The following is a 21,964-nucleotide window of genomic DNA, read 5'->3' on the forward strand; positions in this document are numbered from 1 at the left end:
CGAGCGTCGCACGATTTTGTCATCGAATCTCTAACTCAGGACACTAGTTAGTGACAAGCCATGGCGAGAGACCGCCACGCTGGACATGGTGCTCGAGGTCTGGCGCAGGCGGAAGTGGTTGGCGATCGTGACCTTTGCCGCGGTCTTCCTGCCGGCGCTCACGATCGTCCTGTCCTTCCGGATATCTATTATCGCGCCACCGCCACGCTCCTCGTAGACCGACAGCAGGTGGCCGAGGCGTTCGTGAAATCCGCCGTCACCGGTGAGGGGACCGAGACCAGACTCGAAACCATCAAGCAGGAGATGCTGAGCGGCGCGGTGCTCACCTGGCTGGTTCGGAGCTTCAACCTCAATCCGGGCGGCCGCACCTCGCTGGGAGAGGCCGTCGAGCGGACGGCGCGCGACATCAAGATCGAGCGACGGGCGCGATGACTGTGGCGCCCTCACCCGGGACGTAGCCCTTCGCATCTGGTCGCCCTCGCCCGGCCCTGGAGGCGCGGGCTCTCTCGAGACAAACCGGCCGATTCCGTTGTCCAACAGTCTGGATTTAGAAAGGAAACGATCATGAGATCACGCTGGGGAAAGCTCACGCTCGCTCTCTTGGTGCTCGGGGCCGGCCTCGCGTTTGCGGCGGGGCTCGTGTCCGCGGCCGCAGTCATGCTGGATTGGGAGGTTCGCGGCAGTGGGACCGTGGGCGGGATCTGTTCGACGTCGCCCTTCCTTACTTCGGGCTGCACGGCCATTTCAGGCGGCTCGGCGATCGGGACGCATGTCGGCAACAGCACCTGGACCCTGAACGTCACGACCGGCGCCGTCCCCGTAGCGAACTCGTCGGGCGGCAATTGTTTCGTCGCCAACGGCACGGGTGACGTCACCGCGGCGAATGGAGACGTCGTCAGCTACAAGACCGTGGGCTGGCTCTGCGAGGAGGACAGCTCCACCTCGCCCTATCACTACAATGGAACGTTCCGCATCACCGGCGGGACGGGCCGGTTCTCTGCCGCCGTCGGGGCAGGAAACGTGGCCTCCAGCAACGTGAGAGGCGGCACGAGCTATATCCACATCGACGGAGTGATCAACTACTAGTCGGGTCTCACGGCCGGAGCTTCCGCAAGGCGCCTCACGGCCGGGAGGCGCCTCGCGGCCGGCTCGCCGCCACAAAGACTCGACTGGACCACCACCCACGTTCGCGGAGTCACACCCTGTTTGACCCCTATCGAGGTCTTTTCCACCTGCCCGCCGTCCGGCGGCTTTCCCGGGGACGGCTATGTTCGGCACGTCATCGATGTCGCGCGCTGGAGCGACGAGGCCGAATGCCGGGGGATCCTCGTCTACGCGGACAACTCCCAGGTCGACCCCTGGCTCGTGTCGCAGATCATCGTTCAGAACACGAAGACGTTGTGCCCGCTGGTGGCCGTGCAGCCGGTCTACACCCACCCCTACACGGTGGCCAAGCTGGTCACGTCGCTCGCGCAGTCAAGAAACTTCGCGAAGGTGCGCTCGAAGGCGTTGCTGCACGGGACGAGGTTGAACACGCATTTCATTCCCTCCCAGACGGGTTCGGCCCCATCTTGTCCTTGAGCTCGCCGTAGACGATTCGCTCGAATTCCGCCTTCGTCGCCTGCCCGTCGAGCAGGAGGCGCACCTCCTGGAACCCGAGCCTCGGCAGCGCGTCGGCCACCGCGCGCGCGTCGGCCACCGCCGCGTTCAGCGCGTCGGCGTGGCGATAGCTGTTGATCCCGACCACGACCGCCCACGAGCGGCCCGGCAGCGTGCGAACGCGCGCCTTCAGCTCGGGGAAACGAGGAGCAAAGGAAGAGCAAAGAAATCGAGCGTTCCGGCGTGATCCGAGTCAGCTAGCCCAGCGATTCTACGGGCGAGAAATCGATTCGCCGGGACGTATGCGGGTGAAGTCGAAGTTCATCGCCGCACTACCACATCACGCATCCACCATCGACCATGAGCGCCTGGCCGGTGATGTAGCGCGCCTCGTCGGAGGCGAGGAAGACGGCCGCCGCCCCGATGTCCTCCGGATGCTGCTCGGTCTTCATCGGCACGAGGTCGGCGACGCGCTTCTCGAAGACCTGGCGCGGCGTCATGCCCTTGAACGCGGGGTTCGTCTCGGCGAGGTGGGCCGCGAGCTTCTGCCAGAAGTCGGTCCAGAGCACGCCCGGGCAGATCGCGTTGACGGTGATCCGGTGCTGGGCGAGCTCCTTGGCCACGATGCGCGTGAACGTGATGACCCCCTGCTTGGCGACGCTGTACGGCGGCATCGTCACCGACGTCGCCGGGCCCGCGATGGACGCGATGTTGATGATCCGCCCCGCCTTCCGCTCGATGAAGTGCGGCGCGATCGCCTTGCAGGTGAGGAAGACTGACTTGGTGTTGACCGCGAACGCGCGGTCCCAGTCCTCCTCGGTGTTGTTGGTGAACGGCATGCCGGGCGGCGCCGCCATGCCCGCGTTGTTCACGAGGATGTCGACCTTGCCGAACGCCTCGCGGGTGCGGTCGACCATCGCCTTGACGTCCGCGGCGCTCGTCACGTCGGTCTTCATCGCGACGACCTTGCGGCCGAGCGTCTTGACCTCGCCGGCGACCTTCTCCGCGTTCAGCACCTGGATGTCGGGGATCGCGATGTCGGCGCCTTCGCGGGCCATCGCGAGCACGATGCCGCGCCCGATGCCGCTGCCTCCGCCCGTCACGACCGCGACCTTGCCCGCGAGCCGCATGGACTCCTCCCGGCGATCTATAATCGACGTCCCGGAGGCACTCATGACAACACACCCGCTCAGGAGCCGCAACTGGTTCGGGCGCAACGACCTCGACGGCTTCGCGCACCGCTCGTGGCTCAAGACCGAAGGGTTCAGCGACGCGGTCTTCGACGGGCGTCCCGTCGTCGGGATCGCGAATTCCTGGTCGGAGCTCACGAACTGCAACGCGCATCTCCGCCAGGTGGCGGAGGCCGTGAAGCGCGGCGTGTGGTCCGCGGGCGGCTTCCCCCTCGAGTTCCCGACGATCTCGCTCGGCGAGGTCCTCATGAAGCCGACCGCGATGCTGTTCCGCAACCTCATGGCGATGGACGTCGAGGAATGCATCCGCGCCTACCCCCTCGACGCGGTCGTGCTCCTCTCGGGCTGCGACAAGACCACGCCGGCGATGCTGATGGGCGCCGCGTCGGCCGACGTTCCGGCGATCATGGTCACGGGCGGTCCGATGCTCAGCGGCAAGTGGCGCGCCGAGGAGCTCGGCTCGGGCACCGACCTGTGGCGCCTGTGGGCCGAGCGGCGCGCGGGGCGCATGACGGACGAGGAGCTCTGCGAGGCGGAGTCGTGCATGTCGCGCTCGTCGGGCCACTGCATGGTGATGGGCACGGCCTCGACGATGGCCTCGATGGCGGAGGCGCTCGGGATGACGCTGCCCGGCGGCGCGGCGATCCCCGCGCCCGACTCGCGCCGGCTCGCGCTCGCCGAGCTCTCGGGCCGGCGCGCGGTCGAGCTGGCGCGGGCCGGCGGGCCGACGCCCTCGGCGATCCTCACGGCCCGGGCGTTCGACAACGCGATCCGCGCCGACATGGCGGTCGGCGGCTCGACCAACGCCATCATCCACCTGGTCGCAATCGCGGGACGCGCCGGCGTGCCGCTGCCGCTCGCGCGGTTCGACGAGCTCTCGAAGACCACGCCGTTCCTCGCGAACCTGCGCCCGTCGGGCAAGTACCTCATGGAGGACTTCTTCTACGCGGGTGGCCTGCCCGCCGTCATGAAGGAGCTCCTGCCGCTCCTCCACGGCGACGCGCCGACGGTCAACGGCAAGTCCATGGCGGACAACGTCCGCGACGCCAAGTGCTGGAACGAGGACGTCATCCGCCCGCTCGGTATGCCGCTCGCCAAGGAAGGCGGCACCGTCATCCTCTTCGGCAACCTGTGCCCCGACGGCGCGGTGCTCAAGCAGTCGGCGGCCTCGCCGCACCTGCTGACCCACCGCGGCAGCGCCGTCGTCTTCGAGGACCACGAGGACCTCCACCGGAGGATCGACGACCCGTCGCTCCCGATCGACGAGACCTCCGTGCTCGTGCTGAAGCAGGTCGGCCCGAAGGGCGCCCCCGGGATGCCCGAGTGGGGCGCCGCCCCGATCCCCGCGCGGCTCCTCCAGAAGGGCGTGAAGGACCTGGTCCGCATTTCCGACGCGCGGATGAGCGGGACCTCCTACGGCACGGTGGTCCTGCACGTCGCTCCCGAGTCGGCCGTGGGCGGGCCGCTGGCCCTCGTGAGGGACGGCGATCAGATCGAGCTCGACGTCCCCGGGCGCCGGCTGACCCTCCGCGTGAGCGACGAGGAGCTGGCGAAGCGCAAAGCGGGGTGGAAGCCGCGGCCGCCGAAGTTCACCCGCGGCTACGGCCGGCTCTTCCTGGAGCACGTGCTGCAGGCGAACGAAGGGTGCGATTTCGACTTCCTCCGCGGCCAGACACCCGTCCGCCTCGAGGACACCGCCGGACCCTCGCACAGCTGAGAGCGGTCAGAAACTCACCGGCCGCGTGCTCAGCGGCTGGCCGCGGGCATGGGCCCGCGCGTCCAGCAGGGCTCGCGATCCTCCCGATTTCCGGCACTTGGCTCCGCCGATCCGCCTGGCACCCGGCTTGCGTAATTCACGTGTAAGAGCGGCAGGCCCGACGCGTTTTCTAAGGCGGCGGGACAAGGAGGATCGGGAGCATGCGGGATTTCTGGAAAAGCGGAACCTTCTGGCTGACCGTCGCCGCGATCGTCCTGCCGGGTGGCCTTGTCCTTCTCGCGCTGAATCTCGAGCCCGTTCGCGTCTACGCGCGCTCCTTCCGACGCGGCGCCTGAAGCGCCGCCCGTAGCGAGCCCCGAGCCGCCGCCAGCGTCCGCGCCGCGGCACGCGCGCCGAGCCCCCGTCGCGCCATCACGATCGCGAGCGAGACGCTCCCGTGCGCCCCGCCGAGCAGCCGGGTCGCGCGCACGCGGGAGACACCAGCCAGCTCCTCCACGAGCCGCGCCGCCCGCGCCCTGAGCTTCGCCGAGCGCGGCTGCAGGTCCACCATCAGGTTGCCGTAGACCTTCCCGAGCCGGGTCATGCTCGCGGTCGTCAGCGTGTTGAGGACGAGCTTCGTCGCGGTGCCCGCCTTGAGCCGCGTCGAGCCCGCGAGGACTTCGGGGCCGGTCGCCGGCGCGATGACGACGGTCGCGCCCGACGCTCGCCCCGCGCGCCGCCGTCGGACGTGGGGGTTGCACGCGACGAGCACGGTTGCGGCGCCGCGGCGCCGCGCCTCGGCGAGCGCCGCCGCGACGAACGGCGTCGCGCCGCTCGCGGACACGCCGACGACCACGTCGCCGCGCCGCACGCGCTCCCGCACCGCGCGCCGCGCCGCGCGCCCGTCGTCCTCCGCGCCCTCGCGCGATCTGAAGACCGCGCCGCGGCCGCCGGCGATGATCGCCCGCACGACGCCCGGCCGCGTGCCGAAGGTCGGCGGGCACTCCGCGGCCTCGAGGACGCCGAGGCGGCCGCTCGTGCCGGCGCCGACGAAGACGAGCCGTCCGCCGCCGCGGAGCGCCCGAACGATCAGCTCGACGGCCTCGGCGACATCGCGGCGGACGCGGCCGACAGCGGCGACAGCGCGGTGGTCCTCCCGGTTCATGAGCGCGGCGATCTCGAGCGCGGAGAGCCGATCGAGGGCGCGGCTCGCGCGGTTCGCGCGCTCGGTCGGGAGCCGCGCGTAGCGAATTCGCCGGGGCGCCACGCTCGCATGCTACTACTATCGGGCGGGATGCCCACCGTCCTCTCGGGGCTCGACGTCCTCGTCCACGACGCGCGCGCCCTCCTCCGCGGCCGGCGCGTCGGGCTCCTCGCCCACCAGGCGTCGGTGGACCGGCGCTACGCGCACGCGGCGCTCCTGCTCGGCGACGTCCGCGACGCGCGGCTCGTCGCCCTCTTCGCGCCGGAGCACGGCCTGTGGGGCTCGCTCCAGGACCACGCCGCCGTCGGGGCGGCGCGCGATCCCGTCACGGGGCTCCGCGTATGGAGCCTCTACGGCGCGCGGCGCGAGCCCGCGCCCGGGATGCTGCGGGGGCTCGACGACCTCGTCGTGGACCTCCAGGACGTCGGCGCGCGCTACTACACCTTCGTCTGGACGCTGGCGCTCGCGATGCGGGGGTGCGCGCGCGCGGGCGTGCGCGTCGTCGTGCTCGACCGCGCGAACCCGCTGGGCGGCGAGCGCCTCGAGGGCAACGTGCCCGACCCGGCGTTCGCCTCGTTCGTCGGCCTCTATCCCCTACCCGCGCGCCACGGACTGACGATCGGCGAGCTCGCCCTCTACCTGAACGCCGTCCACGGGCTCGGCTGCGAGCTGACCGTGGTCAGGATGCGCGGCTGGCGCCGCGGGATGCTCTGGGAGGACACGGGCCTTCCGTGGGTGCCGCCATCACCCAACATGCCGACGCCCGACACCGCGCGGGTCTACCCCGGCGGCTGCCTCGTCGAGGGGACGAATCTGTCGGAGGGGCGGGGCACGACGCGGCCCTTCGAGTGGATCGGCGCGCCGTGGCTCGACGGCCACAGGTACGCGAACGGGTTGAACGCGCTCGGGCTCCCCGGCGTCGCCTTCCGCCCGGCGCGCTTCGAGCCCACCTTCCACAAGTGGGCCGGTCGGGTGTGCGAGGGCGTCCAGGTGCACGTCACCGACCGCGGACGCTTCAAGCCGTTCCTGGCCGGCCTGGCCGAGATGGCGGTGGCGCGGCGGCAGGCGCCGCGTCACTTCCGCTGGCGCCGCCCGCCCTACGAGTTCGAGCGCCGGCGGCTTCCGATCGACATCCTGCTCGGCACCGACGCGATCCGCCGCGCGCTCGAGCGGGGCGCTCCGCTCGGAGCGCTCGAGCGCGCGTGGCAGCGGGACCTCGCGCGGTGGGCGCGCCGGCGGGCGCCGTACCGGCTCTACCGGTGAGTCGGCGCTAGCCTCCGAAGAGGCGCGAGAAGAAGTTCTTCACGCTCTTGCCGAAGTCCACGGTGCCGTCGCGCACCTGCTCCCACGCGCTCTTGGCCTTCGGCTCGGCCGCCTTGCCGCCTTCCTTGATCTTCTCGCCGCTGAACTTGGCGCCCTCGACGACCGTGTTGCCGATCCCCTTGGCCGTCTCCTCGACGCCCTGGCCGATCTTGCCATCGCCGATCTTCTTGGCGCCGGTCTCGACCTGCTTGGTCGCGGCCTTGACCTTGGTGTCGTCCGCCGCGGCCGCGGGCAGGGCCAAGCCGAGGGCGAGCACCGTCGCGAGCGCAACAGCCTGAAGCCACATGGCACACCTCCCGACCATCATGGTATCAGGCCCGCGGCGGCGCGCCGCGCGTTACCCGGCGTAGCCACGCGGGATTCCAGTGGTCAAACATCGCGACTTCCCTCCCTTGCGGAGACCCACCTGAAGAGCCCGGCCGAGTCTCCGCTGGAGGTCCTTCTAGCAGCGCCCATGCCAGGGTCCGACGTGATGCACAATCAATACGTTACGAGACGGGCCCCGGCGAACACCGTAGGGTGACGCTCGTCGCGGACGTCAGGACGCTGACGGTCCCTCGAGCGCTGCGGCGCGTGGCCGGCGATACAATCGCGGCGTGCCCGATATCGAAGACCTCGTCGGTGAGCGGCTGATGATCGGCCTCCCGGGGCCTGCGCTTCGCGACGAGGACGTCCGCCTCTTCCGCGATACGCGAGCCGGCGGTCTCATCCTCTATCGACGCAACTTCGAAGGCCCCGCAGGGCTCCACACCCTGCTCTCGAGCCTCGAGGACGCGCTCGGCCGGCGTCTCCTCGTCGCGACGGACCACGAGGGCGGGCGCATCGTGATGCTGGGCACGGGCACGACGATCTTTCCGGACGGCCTCGCCGTGGGCGCCGCGGGCGAGGAGGTCTTCGCGCACCGCCAGGGCCTGTTCGAGGCGCGCGAGCTCCGGCGCCTCGGCGTGGACGTGAACCTGGCCCCCGTCCTCGACGTCCTCACCGAGCGCTACAGCCCGAACATCGGCATCCGCTCATACGGGAAAGATCCGGCGGTCGTCGCGCGCTACGGCGTGGCGCGCATCCGGGGCATGCAGAAGGGCGGGCTCTCGGCGTGCGCCAAGCACTTCCCCGGCAAGGGGCACTCGCCGCTCGACGCCCACCTGAAGCTTCCGACGATCGAGTCCACGTGGGCGGAGATGCACGCGGTACACCTCCCGCCGTTCCTCGAGGCGATCGCCGCCGGCGTCGAGTGCGTGATGACGAGCCATCCCGTCTATCCGAACCTCGATCCCGCGCGGGTGCCCGCGACGTTCTCGCGGCTCATCGTGGAGGAATACCTGCGCGGTCAGGTGGGCTTCAAGGGCGTGGTCGTTTCCGACGACCTCGAGATGGGCGCGGTGAGCGAGACGTGCCCGATCGGTGACGCCGCCGTGCGCGCCGCGGCGGCGGGCCACGACCTCCTCCTCGTCTGCCACACCGAGGCGGCGCAGCGGGCGGCCGCCGCGGCGCTCGTCGACGCGTGCCGGAGCGGCGGGCTCCCGCGGCGGGGCCTCGAGCAGGCAGTCGAGCGAATCCGCCGCCTCCGCGAGCGGCGGAGCGCGCGCTTCGAGGGCGGCCCGCCCGCGCCCGAGCCCGACGCGGCGCCGCTCGCGTCGGCGATCGCGGCGCGCGCCGTCACGCGGGTGGCGCCCGGCCCGGCCGGTCTCGCGCGCGCGCTGAACGGGCGCGTCGCCGTCGTCTTCCCGCGGTTCTCCGAGCTGGCGGACCGGATCACGGTGGAGCCGGAGATGGCCGACGAGCGGGGCTATCTCGCGCGCGCGTTCGCGCGGATCGGCATCGAGCCCGAGACGATCCTGGTCGCCATCGAACCCACGGCGGCCGAGATCGCCGCCGCCGCCGAGCGCGCGGCCGCGGCCGACGCGACCGTGCTCTTCCTCTACGACGCCCACCTCTACCCGTCGAACCGCGCGCTGCTCGACGCGGTCACGCGGCGCGCGCGGGTGCTCGTCGTGGTGCTCCTGCGCGATCCCTACGACGCGGCGCTGCTCGCGCCCGGCGTCCTCGGCCTCACCGCGTACGGCTGGCGCAGGCGCCAGATCGACGCGGTGATCGCGCGCCTCACCCATCCCTGAGCCGCGGACGCTCGCGCGAGCCTCAGCGCGGCGGCCTCGCGCCTGAGCTCGGCGAGCCGCTCCCGCGCGAGCGCTTCGAGCGCGAACTCGTTCACGCCCATGACGGTGACCTCCGCGTGTCCACGCCGGAGAGCTCCGGTCCGCGCGGCTCGCGCCGTGGGCGATGCTCCAACGGCGTGAGGACGAGGTCGAATCGCTCGGGGAACGCGGCATGGACGATGTCGAGGACGGCGCCCACGAGCGCCGGGCGCTCGAACGGCACGGCGATGGACACGCGCCAGCGCCCCCGCCGGCCCCGCGTCACGAAGGGCGCGACGACGGCGCCGAGATCGCGGTGGATCGCGTCGGTCAGCCGGATCTGGCGCGCGACCGCTTCGTCACGCCGCCGTTCCGCCCTCCGCACGAGCAAGAGCAGACCCAGCACCGTGGTGAACGGGAACAGCACGAAGACGACGGCGGCGAGCAGGGTCTGCATCAGCGTCCCTCCGCCCTTGAGACACCGCAGAGGGGTCAGCGTGAAATCGGATGGAGATCCGGGCGGCAGCTCGTGCAGGGCGCGAACCCGACGGCCTCGGCGCGCTCCCGCGACGCGAAGAGCGTGAGCTCGGCGAGCGAGCGCTCCGCGATCGAGCCGCACGTCGGTAGGCAGTACTCCGTCTCCCCCCGCGCCAGCGCGTACATGGCCTCACGCGCGATGCGGAAGTCGTCGTCGGCCCGGCGCGTGCGGACACCTTCGACGGCGAGCAGCTGCTGCTTCAGCGTGACCCGGTCGCCGGCGTAGCCGGTCAGATCGCCGGAGGACCCGATCACCCGGTGGCACGGGACGACGATCGGCAGCGGGTTCCAGCGGAGCGCCTGGGCCACGGCGCGCGTGGCCGACGGCCGGCCGAGCTCGCGCGCGATGCCGGCGTACGAGCGCACCGCGCCGTACGGGATCTGCGCCGTCGCGTCGAGCACCGTGCGATGAAAGGCGCTCCGCGCCAGGCGCAGATCGAGCGGCCAGCCGAGCCGGCTGCGCCGGCCGTCCAGGTACTCGAGGAGGTCGCGGTAGAGCGTCTCGACCTCGGCGCCGTCCTCGATCGGCTCGACGCCCGTGAGGTGCGCGAGGCGCGAATGCCCGAAGTCGCGCCCGCCGGTGAGGTACTCGATCCAGGCGACACCCTCCTCGGAACGGGCGATCAGGATCGGGCCGAGCGGCGACGCGAAGACGCGGTACACGAGGGCGCGGCGCCGGAGGTCGGCGAGCCGGACCTCGAGGCGCGCGCGCGCCGGCTCCTCGGCGGGCGCGGGCGTCCCGCGCCACGTGCCGACGACGCTGCCGATGGCGCGGTAGCGCGCGAGATCCTGGCGGCAGGGCGCGCAGGCACCGGTATGCGTCTCGACGCGCGCCGCCGTCGCGCCGTCCGCGTCGCCGATCGCGGTCGCGAGGAGCGCGGGTTCGATCTCTGCGCACACGGAAGGCTTGCGCGTCATTTCTCGTCTCCCCCCGGCGGAAGCTCGAAGCCGTTCAGGCTCCGGCGGATCTTGCGGAGGGCCTGGAACACGTGGGCCCGCGCGCTGTCCTGGGAGCACTCGAGGCTCCGCCCGATGGCGTCGTAGTCGAGGTCGTGGACCTTGCGGAGGGTGAAGGCCAGGCGCTGCTTGAGCGGCAGTCGCGCGACGACCTTGTCGAGCACCGCCCGGGCCTCGTTGAACAGCATCTCCCCCTCCGGTCCCGCCCCGTCGATCCCGCGGCTCCGGGTCACGCGCACCGCGGCGTGGGCCCGGCGGCGGCGTGACTCGGCGCGGAAGTGGTTCTTCGCGACGTTCGTCGCGATCGCGAACAGCCAGGCCCGGGCGTTCGCGTCGGGCGCGAGCGTCCGGTGCGCCCGGTAGGCGCGCAGAAACGTCTCCTGCGCCAGATCCTCGGCCTCGCTCGCCCGGAACGTGGTCCGGAGGAGATACCGGTAGATCTCAGGATGGTGCGTCCCCACCAGGGCGTCGAATCGCACAGAGTCCATCCATCTCCTTGAGACACCGGACGGGGCCCGGTGTGAAACGGAGTCTACGGGGCGCGGGGGCCGGGGGTCAGTGCCGAGAAGGCCAGGGCCAGCGCGACCGTCCCCGCCGTCCCGACGATCACGAGCCACGACCAGGCGAAGTCGAGAACGTGCCTCTCGGACAGGACCAGCAGGACCAGGTTCACGAGCGCCATCAGGACCATCGCCAGCACGTTCGCCCCGTCGGCGACCCGCCGCCGGCTCAACAGGCCCAGCAGGAACACGCCGAGCAGCGAGCCGAAGGTCACGCCGGCGATCTTGAACGCGAGCCAGAGGATCTTGTCGACGGCCGAGAAGGCGTACGCGATCGTGCCGAGGACCAGACCGAAGACCACCACGCTCACCCGTGACACGAGGAGGTAGTGGCGCTCCGGCCGGCCGCGCACCAGGAGCGGGCGGTAGATGTCGGTCACGAACGAGGCCGAGAGCGAGCCGAGCGGCGAGTCGATGGACGCGAGGACGATGGCGGAGAGCATCAGGCCGCGCAGGACCGCCGGCATCACCTGGCCGACGAAGTGCGGCAGGATCTCGTCCGGGCGCGACACCGGCAGCTGCGGGTGCTGCGCGTAGAAGGTGTAGAGCGCGGCGCCGAGGCTCAGGTAGATCGCCAGCGTCGCGAGCGTGCCGAGCGGCGTGAGCGAGAGCGTCCACTGGCTCTCGCGCCGCGACTCCACGGTCAGGAGCCGCTGCATCAGGTCGTGGTCGGTGCCGAACGCCGCCATCGAGCCGATGAGGCCGTTCAGCAGCGCCACCCAGACGATGTTCGGGTCCGTCAGGATCCGGCGCCAGAAATCCGGATCGCCCGGCGCCGGCCCCCAGTTGACGACGTTCAGCCGGCCCGCCTCGCCAGCGACCCGGAAGATCGCGGCGGCGCCGCCGTCGATCCGGGTGACGAGAAACACGAGCGTCGCGAGCCCCGCGCCGAGGAACAGCAGCGCCTGGAACACGTTGGTCCAGACCACCGCGGTGACGCCGCCCGTCCCGATGTAGAGGATGCACACGATGATGAAGAGGGCGAGGGTCAGGTCGAGCCGCCAGCCCATGAGGATCGAGACCGCGAGGGCCGCCACCATCAGCCGCACGCCCGAGCCCAGGAGGCGGGAGACGAAGAAGAAGAGCGATGCCGTCACCTGGCTCGCCCGACCGAACCGGTGGGCGAGGAACTCGTAGATCGTCGTCACGTCGTACCGGTAGAAGGCGGGGATGAAGAGGAGGGCGACGGCCCACTTCGCGAGGCTCGAGCCGACGAAGAACTGGAAATATTCCCAGTTCTCGCTGTACGCGGTGGCGGGCACCGAGATGATGGTGACCGCGCTGATCTCGGTGGCGAGGAAGCTCAGGCAGGCGGCCCAGCCGGGCACGCGGCGGCGCGCGAGGAAGAAGTCGACCGTGTCGCGCTGGCGGCGCGTGAACCAGAAGCCGATGGCGAGCAGGACGACCAGGGAGAGCGCGAGGATCGCGTAGTCGGGCCAGGTGAGCACGCGCTATTGTAGCGGGCCGCCGGACGGCGCGTCCTCCGGGAAGGACGCGCCGCGCGACGGCCCGCTACGGTGGGGCTACTGCTTGCGGCGCTCGGCCACCGCCGTGTCGAAGTTCTTCTTGCGGAGCCGGTCGACCAGGGCGCCGTAGGACTCGGCCTGGATCACGCGATCGAACTGGCTCCGATATGTCGAGACGAAGCTCACGCCGTCGATCAGCACGTCGTAGACCTGCCAGCGTCCGTCCCGGACGTGCAGCCGGTAGTCGAGCGCCGTCTCGGTCCGGCGCTGCGAGACCACCTTGGAGCGGACCGTGGCGAAGTTCCCGTCCAGAGCCTCGCCCGTGAACGTGATCTTCTCCCCCGCGTACGACTCGATCCGGTTCATGTAGGAGCGCTCGAGCAGGTCGCTGAACAGCGCGATGAACTCCGCCTGCTCGTCGTGCGAGCGCGTCGCCCAGTGCCGCGACAGGGCGCGCCGCGAGATCTCGTCGAAGTCGAACAGCTCACGGGCGATCCGCCGGATCTCGGCCCGCGGATCGGTCACTGGCTTGCCGTTGAGCTCACCGTCCTGGATGACGCTCGTCACCCGCACGATGGCCGATTCCACCGCCTCGCGCGGTCCCATGGCCGGCGAGGCTACTGCCGCCCCAGCCACCATCAACCACGCTGCCAGTGCCTTACCCATTGGCCCCTTCCTCCCGCCCCCTGAGGCAGCATCGGCCGTGCCACGAACCGTCCGAGCCCGGAACCGAGCAATATCAGACCCATAACGGAACCATGACCCGCCCATTATGGCCAGATTGGCAATGCTGTCGCTGGGTCGACACAGGGCCATAGCCCATGAGCTTCGGGCCTCCATCTCCGGGATACGATAGGCGCCGGAAGAGGCGGCACCTTGAACCCAGTAGGGACGGTAGTGGTCCCTGCCGTACCCTCAATACGCAGAACTCCTGAATCCGAGCACGGAAATAACCTGAGCCGCACGGAGGGGTTTACCTTTACCGGAAATGCGAACCGGGCTCCTGAGCGTGGGCGTGGACGTGGGCGGCACGTGGATCCGCGTTGCCGTCTCGCGGGGCGGGCGCGGCGTGACGAAGACCGTGCTGCGCGCCGACCGCGACCTCGGCCGTCTCGCTTCCCTGCTGGGCGCCACGTGGCGCCGCCGCGGCTGGACGCGCCACAGCGTGGCCGCGCTCGTCGTCGCCTCGCGCGCGATCTGGACCGAGCGGGAGTGCCGCGCTCTCGCGCGGCGTCTGGCGGGACTCGCCCGGCGGGTGCGCGTCATCCCTGACGCCCAGGCCGCGTTGCTCGGCGCCCTCGGCGACCGCCCCGGCGTTCTCGTGCTCGCCGGCACCGGCTCGATCGTGATCGGCTACGACGGCCGCGGTCGCTGGGCCCGCGCCGGCGGGCTCGGCCCGTTCCTCGGCGACGAGGGCTCCGCGTTCTGGCTCGGCCGCGAGTGGCTCCGCTCCCGCGCGGCCCGGGGCGACCTCCGCACCGCTCTCCGCGCCGCCCACGCCCCCGACACGGTCGCGCGGGTCGCCCCGTGGGCCCCCCGGGTTCTGGCGCGCGCCCGCAGGGGGGACGGTGCCGCGCGGGCGATCGCACGCGCGGGGCAGACGGCCCTCGCGGGTGAGGCGCGCGCGGTCGCGCGGCGGCTCGGGCTACGCCGGCCCGTGGCCATCAGCTGGGCGGGAAGCGTGCTCGATGACGCGTGGTTCCGGGCCGGGCTCGCGCGCGCGGTCCGACGCGCGGGCCTCGCCGCGCGCTGGCACCGGCCCGACGCCGAGCCCGTGCGGGCCGCCCTCAGACTCGCCGAGCGGATGCGCGAGGAGGCGTGACGGTGGGGGAACGACGCCTCGTCGTCACGGTGTGCCCGCGCGAGCGCGGCGTCGTGGTCCTGCCCGTCGAGCGTGGTGACCGCGCCCGCCGCATGGACGCCGCGGCGATCCTCGCGCGGCTTCGCGCGCTCGTGGCCGCTCGCGGGCTCGAGGACCGCGTGGGCTTCCGCGAATGCTGCGCCGGCGGCTGCACGCAGGACGGCCCCAACGTGAGCGTCGAGATCTTCCCTCCGCTGCGCCCCGGCGAGCGGCCGGACCACGTCGCGATTGGTTGGAAGACCTACGTCTATTCCCTCTCGACGCTCGACTGCCTCGCGACGATCCTCGACGAGAACCTCGAGCCCGCCGGCCGGCGGGCGGCCACCCGCGGCTGACGGGCGACGCGCTCAGCGCGGGCGCGCCGAGCGCGCCAGGAGCCCGTAGGCGATCGGCCCCGACACGGCGCCGATCAGGCCGGCGATCGTGTTGCGCAGGCCCGCGGTGGCGAGGGCGCCGAGCACGAACAGCGTCGGGAAGACGATCACCAGCATCGCGCCCGCGAAGCCGCCGGGGACCCGCCAGGGTCGCGGCAGCTCGGGCTCGACCACGCGCAGCCAGACGAAGGCCGCTAGCTCGACGAGGAGGCTCAGCGAGTAGAGCCACACGTCGAGAATGATCAGCTCCCTGAACGAGAACGCGGCGAAGACCGCGTAGAGCGCCGCCGAGACGATCACGGCCGGCCACGGCGTTCCGAAGCGCGGGTGCACGCGGCCGAGCCAGGCGGGCATCGCGTGATCGAGCGCGAGCACGTAGGGCAGGCGCGAGTTCGTGAGGAGCAGGGACATGAAGAGCCCGGCCGTGCTCACGACCGCCCCCACCGTCACCGCGTGAGCGAGCCACTCCCCGCCGACCGCGCTGGCCACGACCGGCAAGGCACCCGTCGACCACGCGCGCCACTCGAGGGCGCCCGACGCCAGCGCCACGCCGATCGGCAGCACGTAGGACGCGGCGAGCACGGGCAGGGCGAGGAGCGCGGCCCGCCGGAAGGTGCGCTCCGGCGCCCGCGTCTCGCCGAGGATGGTGGCCGGGGTGTCCCACCCCGAGTAGTTCCACATGACGACGGCGAGCCCCAGGCCGAGCGTCTCGAGCGTCTGGCCCTCCGGCGCGAGCGGCGTCCACGGCACGCCGCGGACGGCGCCGAGACCGACGACGGTGAAGACCGCGACCGGGAGGAGCCCGACGACGGCCAGCGCGACGGCGACCCGCCCGGTCGGCCGGATGCCGAAGAGATTCAGCGCGGTCAGCACGGCGATGAAGCCGAGCACGAGGACCCAGCGCTCGAAGGGGGTCATCGCGGGACGCCAGAACCGCACATACTCGACGAAGAGCGCCGGATAGACCGCCACGTCCACGAAGCTGTCGATCCAGCTCCACCAGCCGACCTGGAACGACCAGAAGCGCCCGAAGGCGCGCCGCGTCCACGCGACGTAGCCGCCCTCCTCGGGCATCGCGGAGGCGAGCTCCGACATCGCGAGGGCGACGGGCAGGCTCCAAAGGAGCGGCGTGACGACCAGGAGGATCAGCGTCATGCCGGGGCCGAAGGACGGCACGACGTCCTCGATCCCGTAGGGCCCGCCGCCGACGTTGAAGAAGAAGATCGCGGCGAGCGGAAGCAGCCCGAGCTGCCGCTTCAGCCCGTCGCCCAGGTCAGCTGCCCTCCGCCGCGGCGACGAGCCGGGGCAGCTCTTTCACCCACTCCTCGATGGGACGCGTCGCATCCACGACGATCTCGAGCTTGCCGCCCGGCAGCTTCCGCACGCGGCCGGGTGACGCGGGCCCGAGCGGAATGACCAGCTTCTCCCGGTGGATCCCGAGGGCGTCGGTGACCGCGAAGATGGCGTCGATCTCCTTCAGCGTGACGACCTCAAGCATCGGCGCCTCCCCCGGCATGCGCGGAGTCCCCCTCGTTGGCCTGCTAGACTAATCAACCCCATGCGCGAACGCGAGGGTAAAAAGCTCCGGCTCGGCGTCTCCGCCTGCCTCCTGGGCCAGGAGGTCCGTTACGACGGCGGCCACAAGCGGGACGCCTTCCTCACCGAGACCCTCGGCCCCTTCGTCGAGTGGGTGCCCGTGTGCCCCGAGGTCGAGATCGGTCTCGGGATCCCGCGCGCCACGCTCCGCCTCGTCGGCGGCGCGACGGCGCCGCGGCTCGTCGCCGAGAAGACCGGCGAGGACCTCACCGCGCGTATGCGCCGCTACGCGGAGGCGAAGCTCGGCGAGCTCGCGGCGCTCGGCCTCGACGGCTACGTGCTCAAGCGCGCCTCGCCCTCGTGCGGCCTCTTCCGCGTCCGCGTCTACCGGGCCCGCGGCGCGCCGGCGCGCGCCGGCCGCGGGCTCTACGCGCGGGCCCTCGTCGCGCGCTTTCCCCTGCTCCCCGTCGAGGAGGAGGGCCGCCTCGCCGACCCCGCGATCCGAGACAATTTCCTCGAGCGGGTCTGGGCGGCCGCGCGCTGGCGCGCCTTCCTGGCGACCGCGCCGCGGCGCGGCGACCTCGTCGCCTTCCACGCGGCCCAGGAGCTCGCCCTCCTCGCGCACAGCCCGGCCAGGCTCACGAGGCTCGGCCGGCTCGTCGCGACGCCGGGGCCGCTCACGCGCGCCCGGCTCGCGCGGTACGGCGCGCGCTTCATGGAGACACTCGCCGTCGGCGCGACGCGCGCCCGTCACGCGGAGGCGCTCCGGCGCCTCGCGGGCGTCCTCGCGCGCGTCCTCGACGCGACGGCCCGCGCCGAGCTCGCCCGGCTGATCCGGGAATACCGCCGCGGCCGCGTGCCTCTGCGCGTCCCGCTGACCCTCGCGAGGCGCTATGTCCGGCGCCTCGACCTCCGTGACCTCGCCGCCCAGTCCTATCTCGACCCGCATCCGCACGAGCTGCTGCCGCGCGAGCACGTGTAGTACGATGGGGCTCGCCGGCCGACGGCGGGAGGGGTCCGTGGCGTACGACTACCGTGGCTACTTCGGCGAGATCACGCTGACCCACGATCTCACGACGCTGCCGGGCGAGCGCCGGTGGACCCTCGCGCCGCCGGGGCGCGACGCCGAGCCCCACGAGATCGTCCTCTACCTCGGCTGCAACGTCCTCCGGACCTCTCACATGGTGCAGACGATCACGACGATCTTCGACCGCCTCGGCCTCGACTATGTCGCCGTCGGCGGGCCCACGTATTGCTGCGGCATCCAACACCACCAGAACGGCGACGCGGCGGCGGCGGACGGCATGAGCCGGCGCACGCTCGAGCTCTTCGGCCGTTACCGGCCGAAGGAGATCGTGATGTGGTGCCCGTCCTGCATCTACTTCTACGACGAGGTCCAGAAGATCCGCCTGTCGTTCCCGTTCCGCCACGCGACCGAGTTCCTCGTCGACCAGCTCCCCCGGCTCACGTTCTCCCGCGAGGTGCGGGCGCACGTCGCGCTCCACTCCCACGCGCAGAGCGAGCCGCGGCGCCGCGAGGGCCGGGCGGGGCGGCGGCTCCTCGAGGCGGTGCCCGGGCTCGCGTTCGTCCCGATCGAGCCGGAGGCGCGCTTCGGCCGGATCTGCACGGCCGCGGTCCAGCGAGAGCTCGGGCTCGACACCTGGAACCGCCTGGTGCTCGACGAGATCGACCGCGCCCGAGCCGCGGGCGCGGACACGCTCGCGACGATCTATCACGGCTGCCAGCGCCTGCTCTGCGGGTTCGAGACCGAGCGGCCCGTGACGATCGAGCACTACCTCTCGGTGTTCGCGCGCGGCCTCGGCATCGAGTTCGAGGACAAGTACAAGACGTACCGGCTCTGGCAGGACCCCGAGCGCATCCTGGCGGAGACCACGCCGTGCCAGCGCGCGAACGCCGTCGATCCGGCACGGGCTCGCGCCTTCGTCGAGCGGACGTTCGGGCGGCGCGCGTCTCCAGCGCCCGCCAGCGACGCCTCGCCCTCGTAACGCGCCCGGGGCCTCAGGTCGCGCCGGCGCCGAGCGCCCGCTCGGTGGCGTCCTCGGCCGACCGCACGCAGTCGGCGATGCCCACGCCGCGATAGCCGCCGCCCGCGAGCCCGAGGCCGGGGAGCGCGGCCACACGCCGCTCGATCGTCTCGACGCGCGCCAGGTGGCCCACGCGGTACTGCGGCATCACGGCCGGCCAGCGACAGACGCGCGTCAGCACGGGCTCGGCCGTGACGCCGAGCGCCTGGCGGAGCTCGTCGCGGGCCCGCTCGACCAGCGTCGCGTCGTCCGCGCCCAGGATGGCCGCGTCGAGCGCGCCGCCGACGAAGGCGCGGAGCAGCGTGTGTCCCGCGGGCGCCCGGCCGGGATATTTCACGCTCGCGAAGGTGCACGCGAGGAGCGCGCGACGCTCGGTGCGCGGCACGACGAAGCCGAAGCCGTCGAGCGGGTGCGGCACGTCGGCGCGGCGATAGCCGAGGGAGATCGTCGCCGACGACGCGTAGGGGATCTCTCCGAGGAGCGTCGCGAGCGCCGGGTCCGTGTAGCGGAGCAGGCGCGCGGCGACGTGCGTCTCGGCCGCCACGATCACGCGGTCGGCGGCGAACGTCCCACCGGCCTCGGCCGCGACGCGCCAGACCCCGCCGTTCCGCTCGATCCCGACCACGCGGTGCTTCACGAGCGCGGCGCCGCCGGGAAGCCGCCCGGCGAGCGCGGTGACGAGCTCCTCCATCCCCTCCTTGAACGTGACGAACAGGCTCCAGCGCGCGCCCGAGGTGCCGGCCTGCGGCGCCGCGCGGCTCGCCCGCCAGAGGGCGAGGACGATCGAGCGCTCGCGCTTCTCGAGCTCGAGGAAGCGCGGCAGCGTCGCCGCGAGGGAGAGGTCGTCGGGATCGGCCGTGTAGATGCCCGCGACGAGCGGCTGGGCGACGCGCTCGAGCGCCTCGCGGCCGAGCCGCCGCCGCACGAACGCGCCGAGGCTCTCGTCGTCGGCGTGGCCGCGGGGCAGGACGAGGTCGAGCGCCACCCTGAGCTTCCCCGGCCAGGAGAAGAGGCGCGAGGCGAGAAACGGGGCGAGCCGCGTCGGCGCGAGCAGCTGGAAGCCGTCGGGCAGCGGATGGAGCCGCCCGGCGCGCCAGACGAAGACCTTCCGGTACCGGTCGTCGGTGCGCGCGAGCCGGTCCTCGATGCCGAGCCGCCGGCAGAGCGCCAGCGCCCACGGCTTCTCCGAGAGGAACGAGTCCGGGCCCGCCTCGACGAGGAAGCCGCCGGCGCGCTCGGTCGCGATCGTGCCGCCGAGCCGCTCGCGGGCCTCGAGGAGCACGAGCTCGAGCGCGATGCCCCGTTCCCGCGCGAGCTCGACGGCGCGGTGCGCCGCCGCGAGCCCCGTGACGCCGCCGCCGACGACCACGAGCCTCATGGGGTCACCCCGCGGTCCGCACGAGATCGGCGAGCATCGCGATGAACGCGGGATGGTCGTTGACGGCGGCGGCGCGATGGAGCGTCAGGCCGTTCGCCGCGGCGAGCGCGCGCGCCTCGACGTCGAGGTCGTAGAGGACCTCCACGTGGTCGCAGACGAAGCCGATCGGCGCCACGACCGCGTGGCGCTCACCCTCGCGCGCGAGCCGCTTCAGGACCTCGCCGATGTCGGGCTCGAGCCACGGCTCGCGCGGGCTCCCGCTCCGACTCTGGTACGCGAGCGACCAGCGCGCGTGCTCGAGCCGTCGTGCGACGGCGCGCGCCGCGGCGGTGAAGTCGGCGACGTACGCTGAGGCGCTCGCCATCTGGACGGGAACGCTGTGGGCCGTGAAGACGAGCGGCGTGCGAGCCCGCGCGGCCGCCGGGACCGCGGTGAAGGCCGCGCTCACACGGTCGGCGACCGATTCGATGAACTCCGGCCGCTCGAACCACGCCGGCGCGAAGACGATCTCGGGCGCGTCCGCGACGCGCGTGCGGGCGTCGGCGACGTCCTGCTGATAGCGCTCCCACGAGGCCTCCGTGCGGAACGCCGAGAGGATGACGCCGAGGGCGCGCTTCACGCCCCGCTCGGCCATCGCGCGGAGCGTGTCGTGGAGGAAGGGGCGCCAGTTCCGCATGCCGACGAAGACGGGGAGCGCGGGCCCGCGCGCGGCGAGCTCGCGCTCGAGCCCGCGCGCCTGGGCGAAGGTGAGGTCGCTCAGCGGCGAGCGCCGGCCGGGCATCCGCTCGTAGTGCCGCGCCACCTCCTCGAGTCGCTCCGGAGGAATCGGCCGGCCGCGCGCGACGAGCTCGAGGAAGGGGCGGATCTCGTCGGGCGCCGTCGGACCGCCGAACGCGATCAGGAGGACGGCGTCGAGGGCCGTCACCGGCGGTCGCTGAGCTCGTGGACGATGTCGACGAGCGCCTTCACGTGCTCGACGGGCGTCTCCGGGAGGACCCCGTGCCCGAGATTGAAGATGTGACCCGAACGGCCGGCCGCGCGCTCGAGGATCTCCTTCACGCGCTGCCGGATGTACGGCGGCTTCGCGAGGAGCACCGCGGGGTCCAGGTTCCCCTGCACCGCGACGTCGTGGCCGACCGCCGCCCACGCCGCGTCGAGATCGACGCGCCAGTCCAGGCCGATGACGTCGCCGCCCGCCGCCCGCATGAGCGGCAGGAGCGCGGCGGTGCCGGTCGCGAAATGAATGACCGGCACGCCGGGCGTGAGCCCACGGATCACCGCGCGCGTGTGCGGCTGGACGAACGCGCGGTAGTCGTCGGGCCCGAGCACGCCCACCCACGAGTCGAAGAGCTGCACGGCCTGCGCGCCCGCGGCGATCTGGCCCGTGAGGTAGCGCGCCGTCGCGTCGGCCAGGAGCTCCATCAGCCGGTGCCACGCCTCGGGCTCCTCGTACATGAGGCGCTTGGTGTGGAGGTAGTCGCGCGACGGGCCGCCCTCCACGAGGTACGAGACGACCGTGAACGGCGCGCCGGCGAATCCGATCAGCGGCACCCGGCCCGCGAGCGCCCGCGTCACGCGCCGCGCCGTCTCGAACACGAAGGGCACCGCGCGCTCGACGTCGATCGGCCGGAGCTTCGCGACGTCGCGCTCGCTCCGCACCGGGCGGTGGATCACGGGGCCCTCGCCCTTCGCGAACTCGAGGCCGACGCCGAGCGGCTCGACGAGCAGGAGGATGTCGGCGAAGAGGATCGCCGCGTCCACGCCGAGGCGGTCCACGGGCTGGAGCGTGACCTCGGCCGCCGCGTCGGGGTTCCGGCACAGCTCGAGGAAGCCGTACTTCGCGCGCATCGCGCGGTACTCGGGCAGGTAGCGACCGGCCTGACGCATGAGCCACACGGGGGTGTACGGCACCGGTTCCCGCCGGGCGGCCCGGAGGAGCGGGGCATCTGGCGGTGGCACGCGAGAGAGCTTATCATCTGGCCCCATGGCATACATCTCCGGCAAGCAGGCGTTCCTCCAGATGCTGAAGCAGGAAGGCGTCTCGGTCATGTTCGGCAACCCGGGCACGACCGAGCTCCCGCTGATGGACGGCCTCGCGCGCGAGCC

The 21,964-nt window shown here is 72.3% G+C and carries 26 protein-coding genes; 12 read left to right on the forward strand and 14 right to left on the reverse strand.

Annotation, left to right across the window (positions count from 1 at the left end; all coding sequences use genetic code 11):
• Positions 1 to 85: 85 nt before the first annotated feature.
• The 4 genes from VKG64_02870 to VKG64_02885 all read left to right on the forward strand — a co-directional run bounded on the left by VKG64_02870 (position 86) and on the right by VKG64_02885 (position 1,581).
• A complete protein-coding gene (locus tag VKG64_02870; GenBank protein ID HKB23971.1) occupies positions 86 to 217 on the forward strand; it encodes a hypothetical protein in 132 nt (43 codons plus the stop codon).
• 11 nt (positions 218 to 228) lie between these two features.
• Positions 229 to 432, forward strand: coding sequence for a hypothetical protein (locus tag VKG64_02875; protein ID HKB23972.1), 204 nt, complete (start codon positions 229 to 231; stop codon positions 430 to 432).
• A gap of 132 nt (positions 433 to 564) precedes the next feature.
• Complete coding sequence (locus VKG64_02880; protein ID HKB23973.1) at positions 565 to 1,086, forward strand: hypothetical protein; 522 nt, start codon at positions 565 to 567, stop codon at positions 1,084 to 1,086.
• 120 nt (positions 1,087 to 1,206) lie between these two features.
• Positions 1,207 to 1,581 (forward strand): hypothetical protein, encoded by a 375-nt coding sequence (locus tag VKG64_02885; protein ID HKB23974.1) that lies wholly within the window; start codon positions 1,207 to 1,209, stop codon positions 1,579 to 1,581.
• Here the strand turns inward: VKG64_02885 and VKG64_02890 are convergent.
• Complete coding sequence (locus VKG64_02890) at positions 1,541 to 1,792, reverse strand: caspase family protein (GenBank protein ID HKB23975.1); 252 nt, start codon at positions 1,790 to 1,792, stop codon at positions 1,541 to 1,543. The genes VKG64_02885 and VKG64_02890 overlap by 41 nt on opposite strands.
• 139 nt (positions 1,793 to 1,931) lie before the next feature.
• Positions 1,932 to 2,729 carry a glucose 1-dehydrogenase gene (locus VKG64_02895; GenBank protein ID HKB23976.1) on the reverse strand — a complete coding sequence of 266 codons (798 nt, stop codon included), beginning with the start codon at positions 2,727 to 2,729 and terminating at the stop codon, positions 1,932 to 1,934.
• Positions 2,730 to 2,772: 43 nt separating this feature from the next.
• On the opposite strand from VKG64_02895, the gene VKG64_02900 reads away from it, so the two are divergent.
• The gene (locus VKG64_02900; protein HKB23977.1) at positions 2,773 to 4,506 is read left to right on the forward strand and encodes an IlvD/Edd family dehydratase; all 1,734 of its coding nucleotides are present in this window, start codon (positions 2,773 to 2,775) and stop codon (positions 4,504 to 4,506) included.
• Between the two features lie 304 nt (positions 4,507 to 4,810).
• Here the strand turns inward: VKG64_02900 and murQ are convergent, their stop codons facing one another.
• Positions 4,811 to 5,752, reverse strand: a complete 942-nt coding sequence (gene murQ / locus VKG64_02905) for an N-acetylmuramic acid 6-phosphate etherase (protein HKB23978.1) — start codon at positions 5,750 to 5,752, stop codon at positions 4,811 to 4,813.
• Positions 5,753 to 5,779: 27 nt separating this feature from the next.
• Here murQ and VKG64_02910 point away from each other — a divergent pair, with 27 nt between their 5' ends.
• Entirely contained in the window at positions 5,780 to 6,952 is a 1,173-nt protein-coding gene (locus tag VKG64_02910) for a DUF1343 domain-containing protein (protein HKB23979.1), read from the forward strand.
• 7 nt (positions 6,953 to 6,959) lie between these two features.
• On the opposite strand, the gene VKG64_02915 is transcribed toward VKG64_02910, so the two are convergent.
• Positions 6,960 to 7,298: a hypothetical protein gene (locus VKG64_02915; protein HKB23980.1), complete on the reverse strand. Its 339-nt coding sequence runs from the start codon at positions 7,296 to 7,298 to the stop codon at positions 6,960 to 6,962.
• Between the two features lie 310 nt (positions 7,299 to 7,608).
• Between VKG64_02915 and nagZ the strand changes: the two genes are divergently transcribed.
• On the forward strand, positions 7,609 to 9,126 hold the full coding sequence (gene nagZ, locus VKG64_02920) for a beta-N-acetylhexosaminidase (GenBank protein HKB23981.1): 1,518 nt from the start codon (positions 7,609 to 7,611) through the stop codon (positions 9,124 to 9,126).
• 91 nt (positions 9,127 to 9,217) lie between these two features.
• Here nagZ and VKG64_02925 read toward each other — a convergent pair whose 3' ends face one another.
• The 5 genes from VKG64_02925 to VKG64_02945 all read right to left on the reverse strand — a co-directional run bounded on the left by VKG64_02925 (position 9,218) and on the right by VKG64_02945 (position 13,270).
• Positions 9,218 to 9,601, reverse strand: a complete 384-nt coding sequence (locus tag VKG64_02925; GenBank protein ID HKB23982.1) for a hypothetical protein — start codon at positions 9,599 to 9,601, stop codon at positions 9,218 to 9,220.
• A gap of 35 nt (positions 9,602 to 9,636) precedes the next feature.
• On the reverse strand, positions 9,637 to 10,599 hold the full coding sequence (locus VKG64_02930) for a methylated-DNA--[protein]-cysteine S-methyltransferase (protein ID HKB23983.1): 963 nt from the start codon (positions 10,597 to 10,599) through the stop codon (positions 9,637 to 9,639).
• Positions 10,596 to 11,117, reverse strand: a complete 522-nt coding sequence (locus VKG64_02935) for an RNA polymerase sigma factor (GenBank protein HKB23984.1) — start codon at positions 11,115 to 11,117, stop codon at positions 10,596 to 10,598. The genes VKG64_02930 and VKG64_02935 overlap by 4 nt, the downstream gene beginning before the upstream one ends.
• A gap of 53 nt (positions 11,118 to 11,170) precedes the next feature.
• Positions 11,171 to 12,646, reverse strand: a complete 1,476-nt coding sequence (locus VKG64_02940; GenBank protein HKB23985.1) for a sodium/solute symporter — start codon at positions 12,644 to 12,646, stop codon at positions 11,171 to 11,173.
• 75 nt (positions 12,647 to 12,721) lie between these two features.
• Entirely contained in the window at positions 12,722 to 13,270 is a 549-nt protein-coding gene (locus VKG64_02945) for an ABC transporter substrate-binding protein (protein ID HKB23986.1), read from the reverse strand.
• A 382-nt stretch (positions 13,271 to 13,652) separates the two neighbouring features.
• Here VKG64_02945 and VKG64_02950 point away from each other — a divergent pair, with 382 nt between their 5' ends.
• Together VKG64_02950 and VKG64_02955 are read left to right on the forward strand one after the other, a co-directional pair.
• Positions 13,653 to 14,486: a BadF/BadG/BcrA/BcrD ATPase family protein gene (locus tag VKG64_02950; GenBank protein ID HKB23987.1), complete on the forward strand. Its 834-nt coding sequence runs from the start codon at positions 13,653 to 13,655 to the stop codon at positions 14,484 to 14,486.
• Between the two features lie 2 nt (positions 14,487 to 14,488).
• Positions 14,489 to 14,860, forward strand: a complete 372-nt coding sequence (locus VKG64_02955; GenBank protein HKB23988.1) for a hypothetical protein — start codon at positions 14,489 to 14,491, stop codon at positions 14,858 to 14,860.
• Positions 14,861 to 14,872: 12 nt separating this feature from the next.
• On the opposite strand, the gene VKG64_02960 is transcribed toward VKG64_02955, so the two are convergent.
• Both VKG64_02960 and VKG64_02965 read right to left on the reverse strand, forming a co-directional pair.
• A complete protein-coding gene (locus tag VKG64_02960; protein HKB23989.1) occupies positions 14,873 to 16,075 on the reverse strand; it encodes an APC family permease in 1,203 nt (400 codons plus the stop codon).
• 97 nt (positions 16,076 to 16,172) lie between these two features.
• Positions 16,173 to 16,397, reverse strand: a complete 225-nt coding sequence (locus VKG64_02965; GenBank protein ID HKB23990.1) for a hypothetical protein — start codon at positions 16,395 to 16,397, stop codon at positions 16,173 to 16,175.
• Positions 16,398 to 16,457: 60 nt separating this feature from the next.
• Here VKG64_02965 and VKG64_02970 point away from each other — a divergent pair, with 60 nt between their 5' ends.
• Positions 16,458 to 17,417, forward strand: coding sequence for a DUF523 and DUF1722 domain-containing protein (locus VKG64_02970; GenBank protein HKB23991.1), 960 nt, complete (start codon positions 16,458 to 16,460; stop codon positions 17,415 to 17,417).
• Positions 17,418 to 17,454: 37 nt separating this feature from the next.
• Positions 17,455 to 18,441 carry a (Fe-S)-binding protein gene (locus VKG64_02975; GenBank protein HKB23992.1) on the forward strand — a complete coding sequence of 329 codons (987 nt, stop codon included), beginning with the start codon at positions 17,455 to 17,457 and terminating at the stop codon, positions 18,439 to 18,441.
• A gap of 13 nt (positions 18,442 to 18,454) precedes the next feature.
• Here VKG64_02975 and hemG read toward each other — a convergent pair whose 3' ends face one another.
• The 3 genes from hemG to hemE are packed head-to-tail and all read right to left on the reverse strand — an operon-like array spanning position 18,455 to position 21,844.
• The gene (gene hemG, locus VKG64_02980; protein ID HKB23993.1) at positions 18,455 to 19,858 is read right to left on the reverse strand and encodes a protoporphyrinogen oxidase; all 1,404 of its coding nucleotides are present in this window, start codon (positions 19,856 to 19,858) and stop codon (positions 18,455 to 18,457) included.
• A 4-nt stretch (positions 19,859 to 19,862) separates the two neighbouring features.
• Positions 19,863 to 20,783 (reverse strand): ferrochelatase, encoded by a 921-nt coding sequence (hemH, locus tag VKG64_02985; GenBank protein ID HKB23994.1) that lies wholly within the window; start codon positions 20,781 to 20,783, stop codon positions 19,863 to 19,865.
• A complete protein-coding gene (hemE, locus tag VKG64_02990; protein ID HKB23995.1) occupies positions 20,780 to 21,844 on the reverse strand; it encodes a uroporphyrinogen decarboxylase in 1,065 nt (354 codons plus the stop codon). The genes hemH and hemE overlap by 4 nt, the downstream gene beginning before the upstream one ends.
• On the opposite strand from hemE, the gene VKG64_02995 reads away from it, so the two are divergent.
• The coding region (locus VKG64_02995) for a thiamine pyrophosphate-binding protein (protein HKB23996.1) at positions 21,843 to 21,964 on the forward strand (122 nt) is incomplete at its 3' end. The two genes, hemE and VKG64_02995, sit on opposite strands and share 2 nt — an antisense overlap.

Source organism: Candidatus Methylomirabilota bacterium (assembly GCA_035260325.1).
Classification (GTDB): domain Bacteria; phylum Methylomirabilota; class Methylomirabilia; order Rokubacteriales; family CSP1-6; genus AR19.

Bases quoted from the DNA above. Each gene is read 5' to 3' on its own strand.
- VKG64_02895 (HKB23976.1), bottom strand. From the start codon at position 2,729: ATGCGGCTCGCGGGCAAGGTCGCGGTCGTGACGGGCGGAGGCAGCGGC.
- VKG64_02910 (HKB23979.1), top strand. From the start codon at position 5,780: ATGCCCACCGTCCTCTCGGGGCTCGACGTCCTCGTCCACGACGCGCGC.
- VKG64_02900 (HKB23977.1), top strand. From the start codon at position 2,773: ATGACAACACACCCGCTCAGGAGCCGCAACTGGTTCGGGCGCAACGAC.
- VKG64_02970 (HKB23991.1), top strand. From the start codon at position 16,458: ATGCGCGAACGCGAGGGTAAAAAGCTCCGGCTCGGCGTCTCCGCCTGC.
- VKG64_02915 (HKB23980.1), bottom strand. From the start codon at position 7,298: ATGTGGCTTCAGGCTGTTGCGCTCGCGACGGTGCTCGCCCTCGGCTTG.
- VKG64_02945 (HKB23986.1), bottom strand. From the start codon at position 13,270: ATGGGACCGCGCGAGGCGGTGGAATCGGCCATCGTGCGGGTGACGAGC.
- VKG64_02870 (HKB23971.1), top strand. From the start codon at position 86: ATGGTGCTCGAGGTCTGGCGCAGGCGGAAGTGGTTGGCGATCGTGACC.
- VKG64_02930 (HKB23983.1), bottom strand. From the start codon at position 10,599: ATGACGCGCAAGCCTTCCGTGTGCGCAGAGATCGAACCCGCGCTCCTC.
- VKG64_02950 (HKB23987.1), top strand. From the start codon at position 13,653: ATGCGAACCGGGCTCCTGAGCGTGGGCGTGGACGTGGGCGGCACGTGG.
- VKG64_02925 (HKB23982.1), bottom strand. From the start codon at position 9,601: ATGCAGACCCTGCTCGCCGCCGTCGTCTTCGTGCTGTTCCCGTTCACC.
- VKG64_02965 (HKB23990.1), bottom strand. From the start codon at position 16,397: ATGCTTGAGGTCGTCACGCTGAAGGAGATCGACGCCATCTTCGCGGTC.
- hemE (HKB23995.1), bottom strand. From the start codon at position 21,844: ATGGGGCCAGATGATAAGCTCTCTCGCGTGCCACCGCCAGATGCCCCG.
- hemG (HKB23993.1), bottom strand. From the start codon at position 19,858: ATGAGGCTCGTGGTCGTCGGCGGCGGCGTCACGGGGCTCGCGGCGGCG.
- VKG64_02880 (HKB23973.1), top strand. From the start codon at position 565: ATGAGATCACGCTGGGGAAAGCTCACGCTCGCTCTCTTGGTGCTCGGG.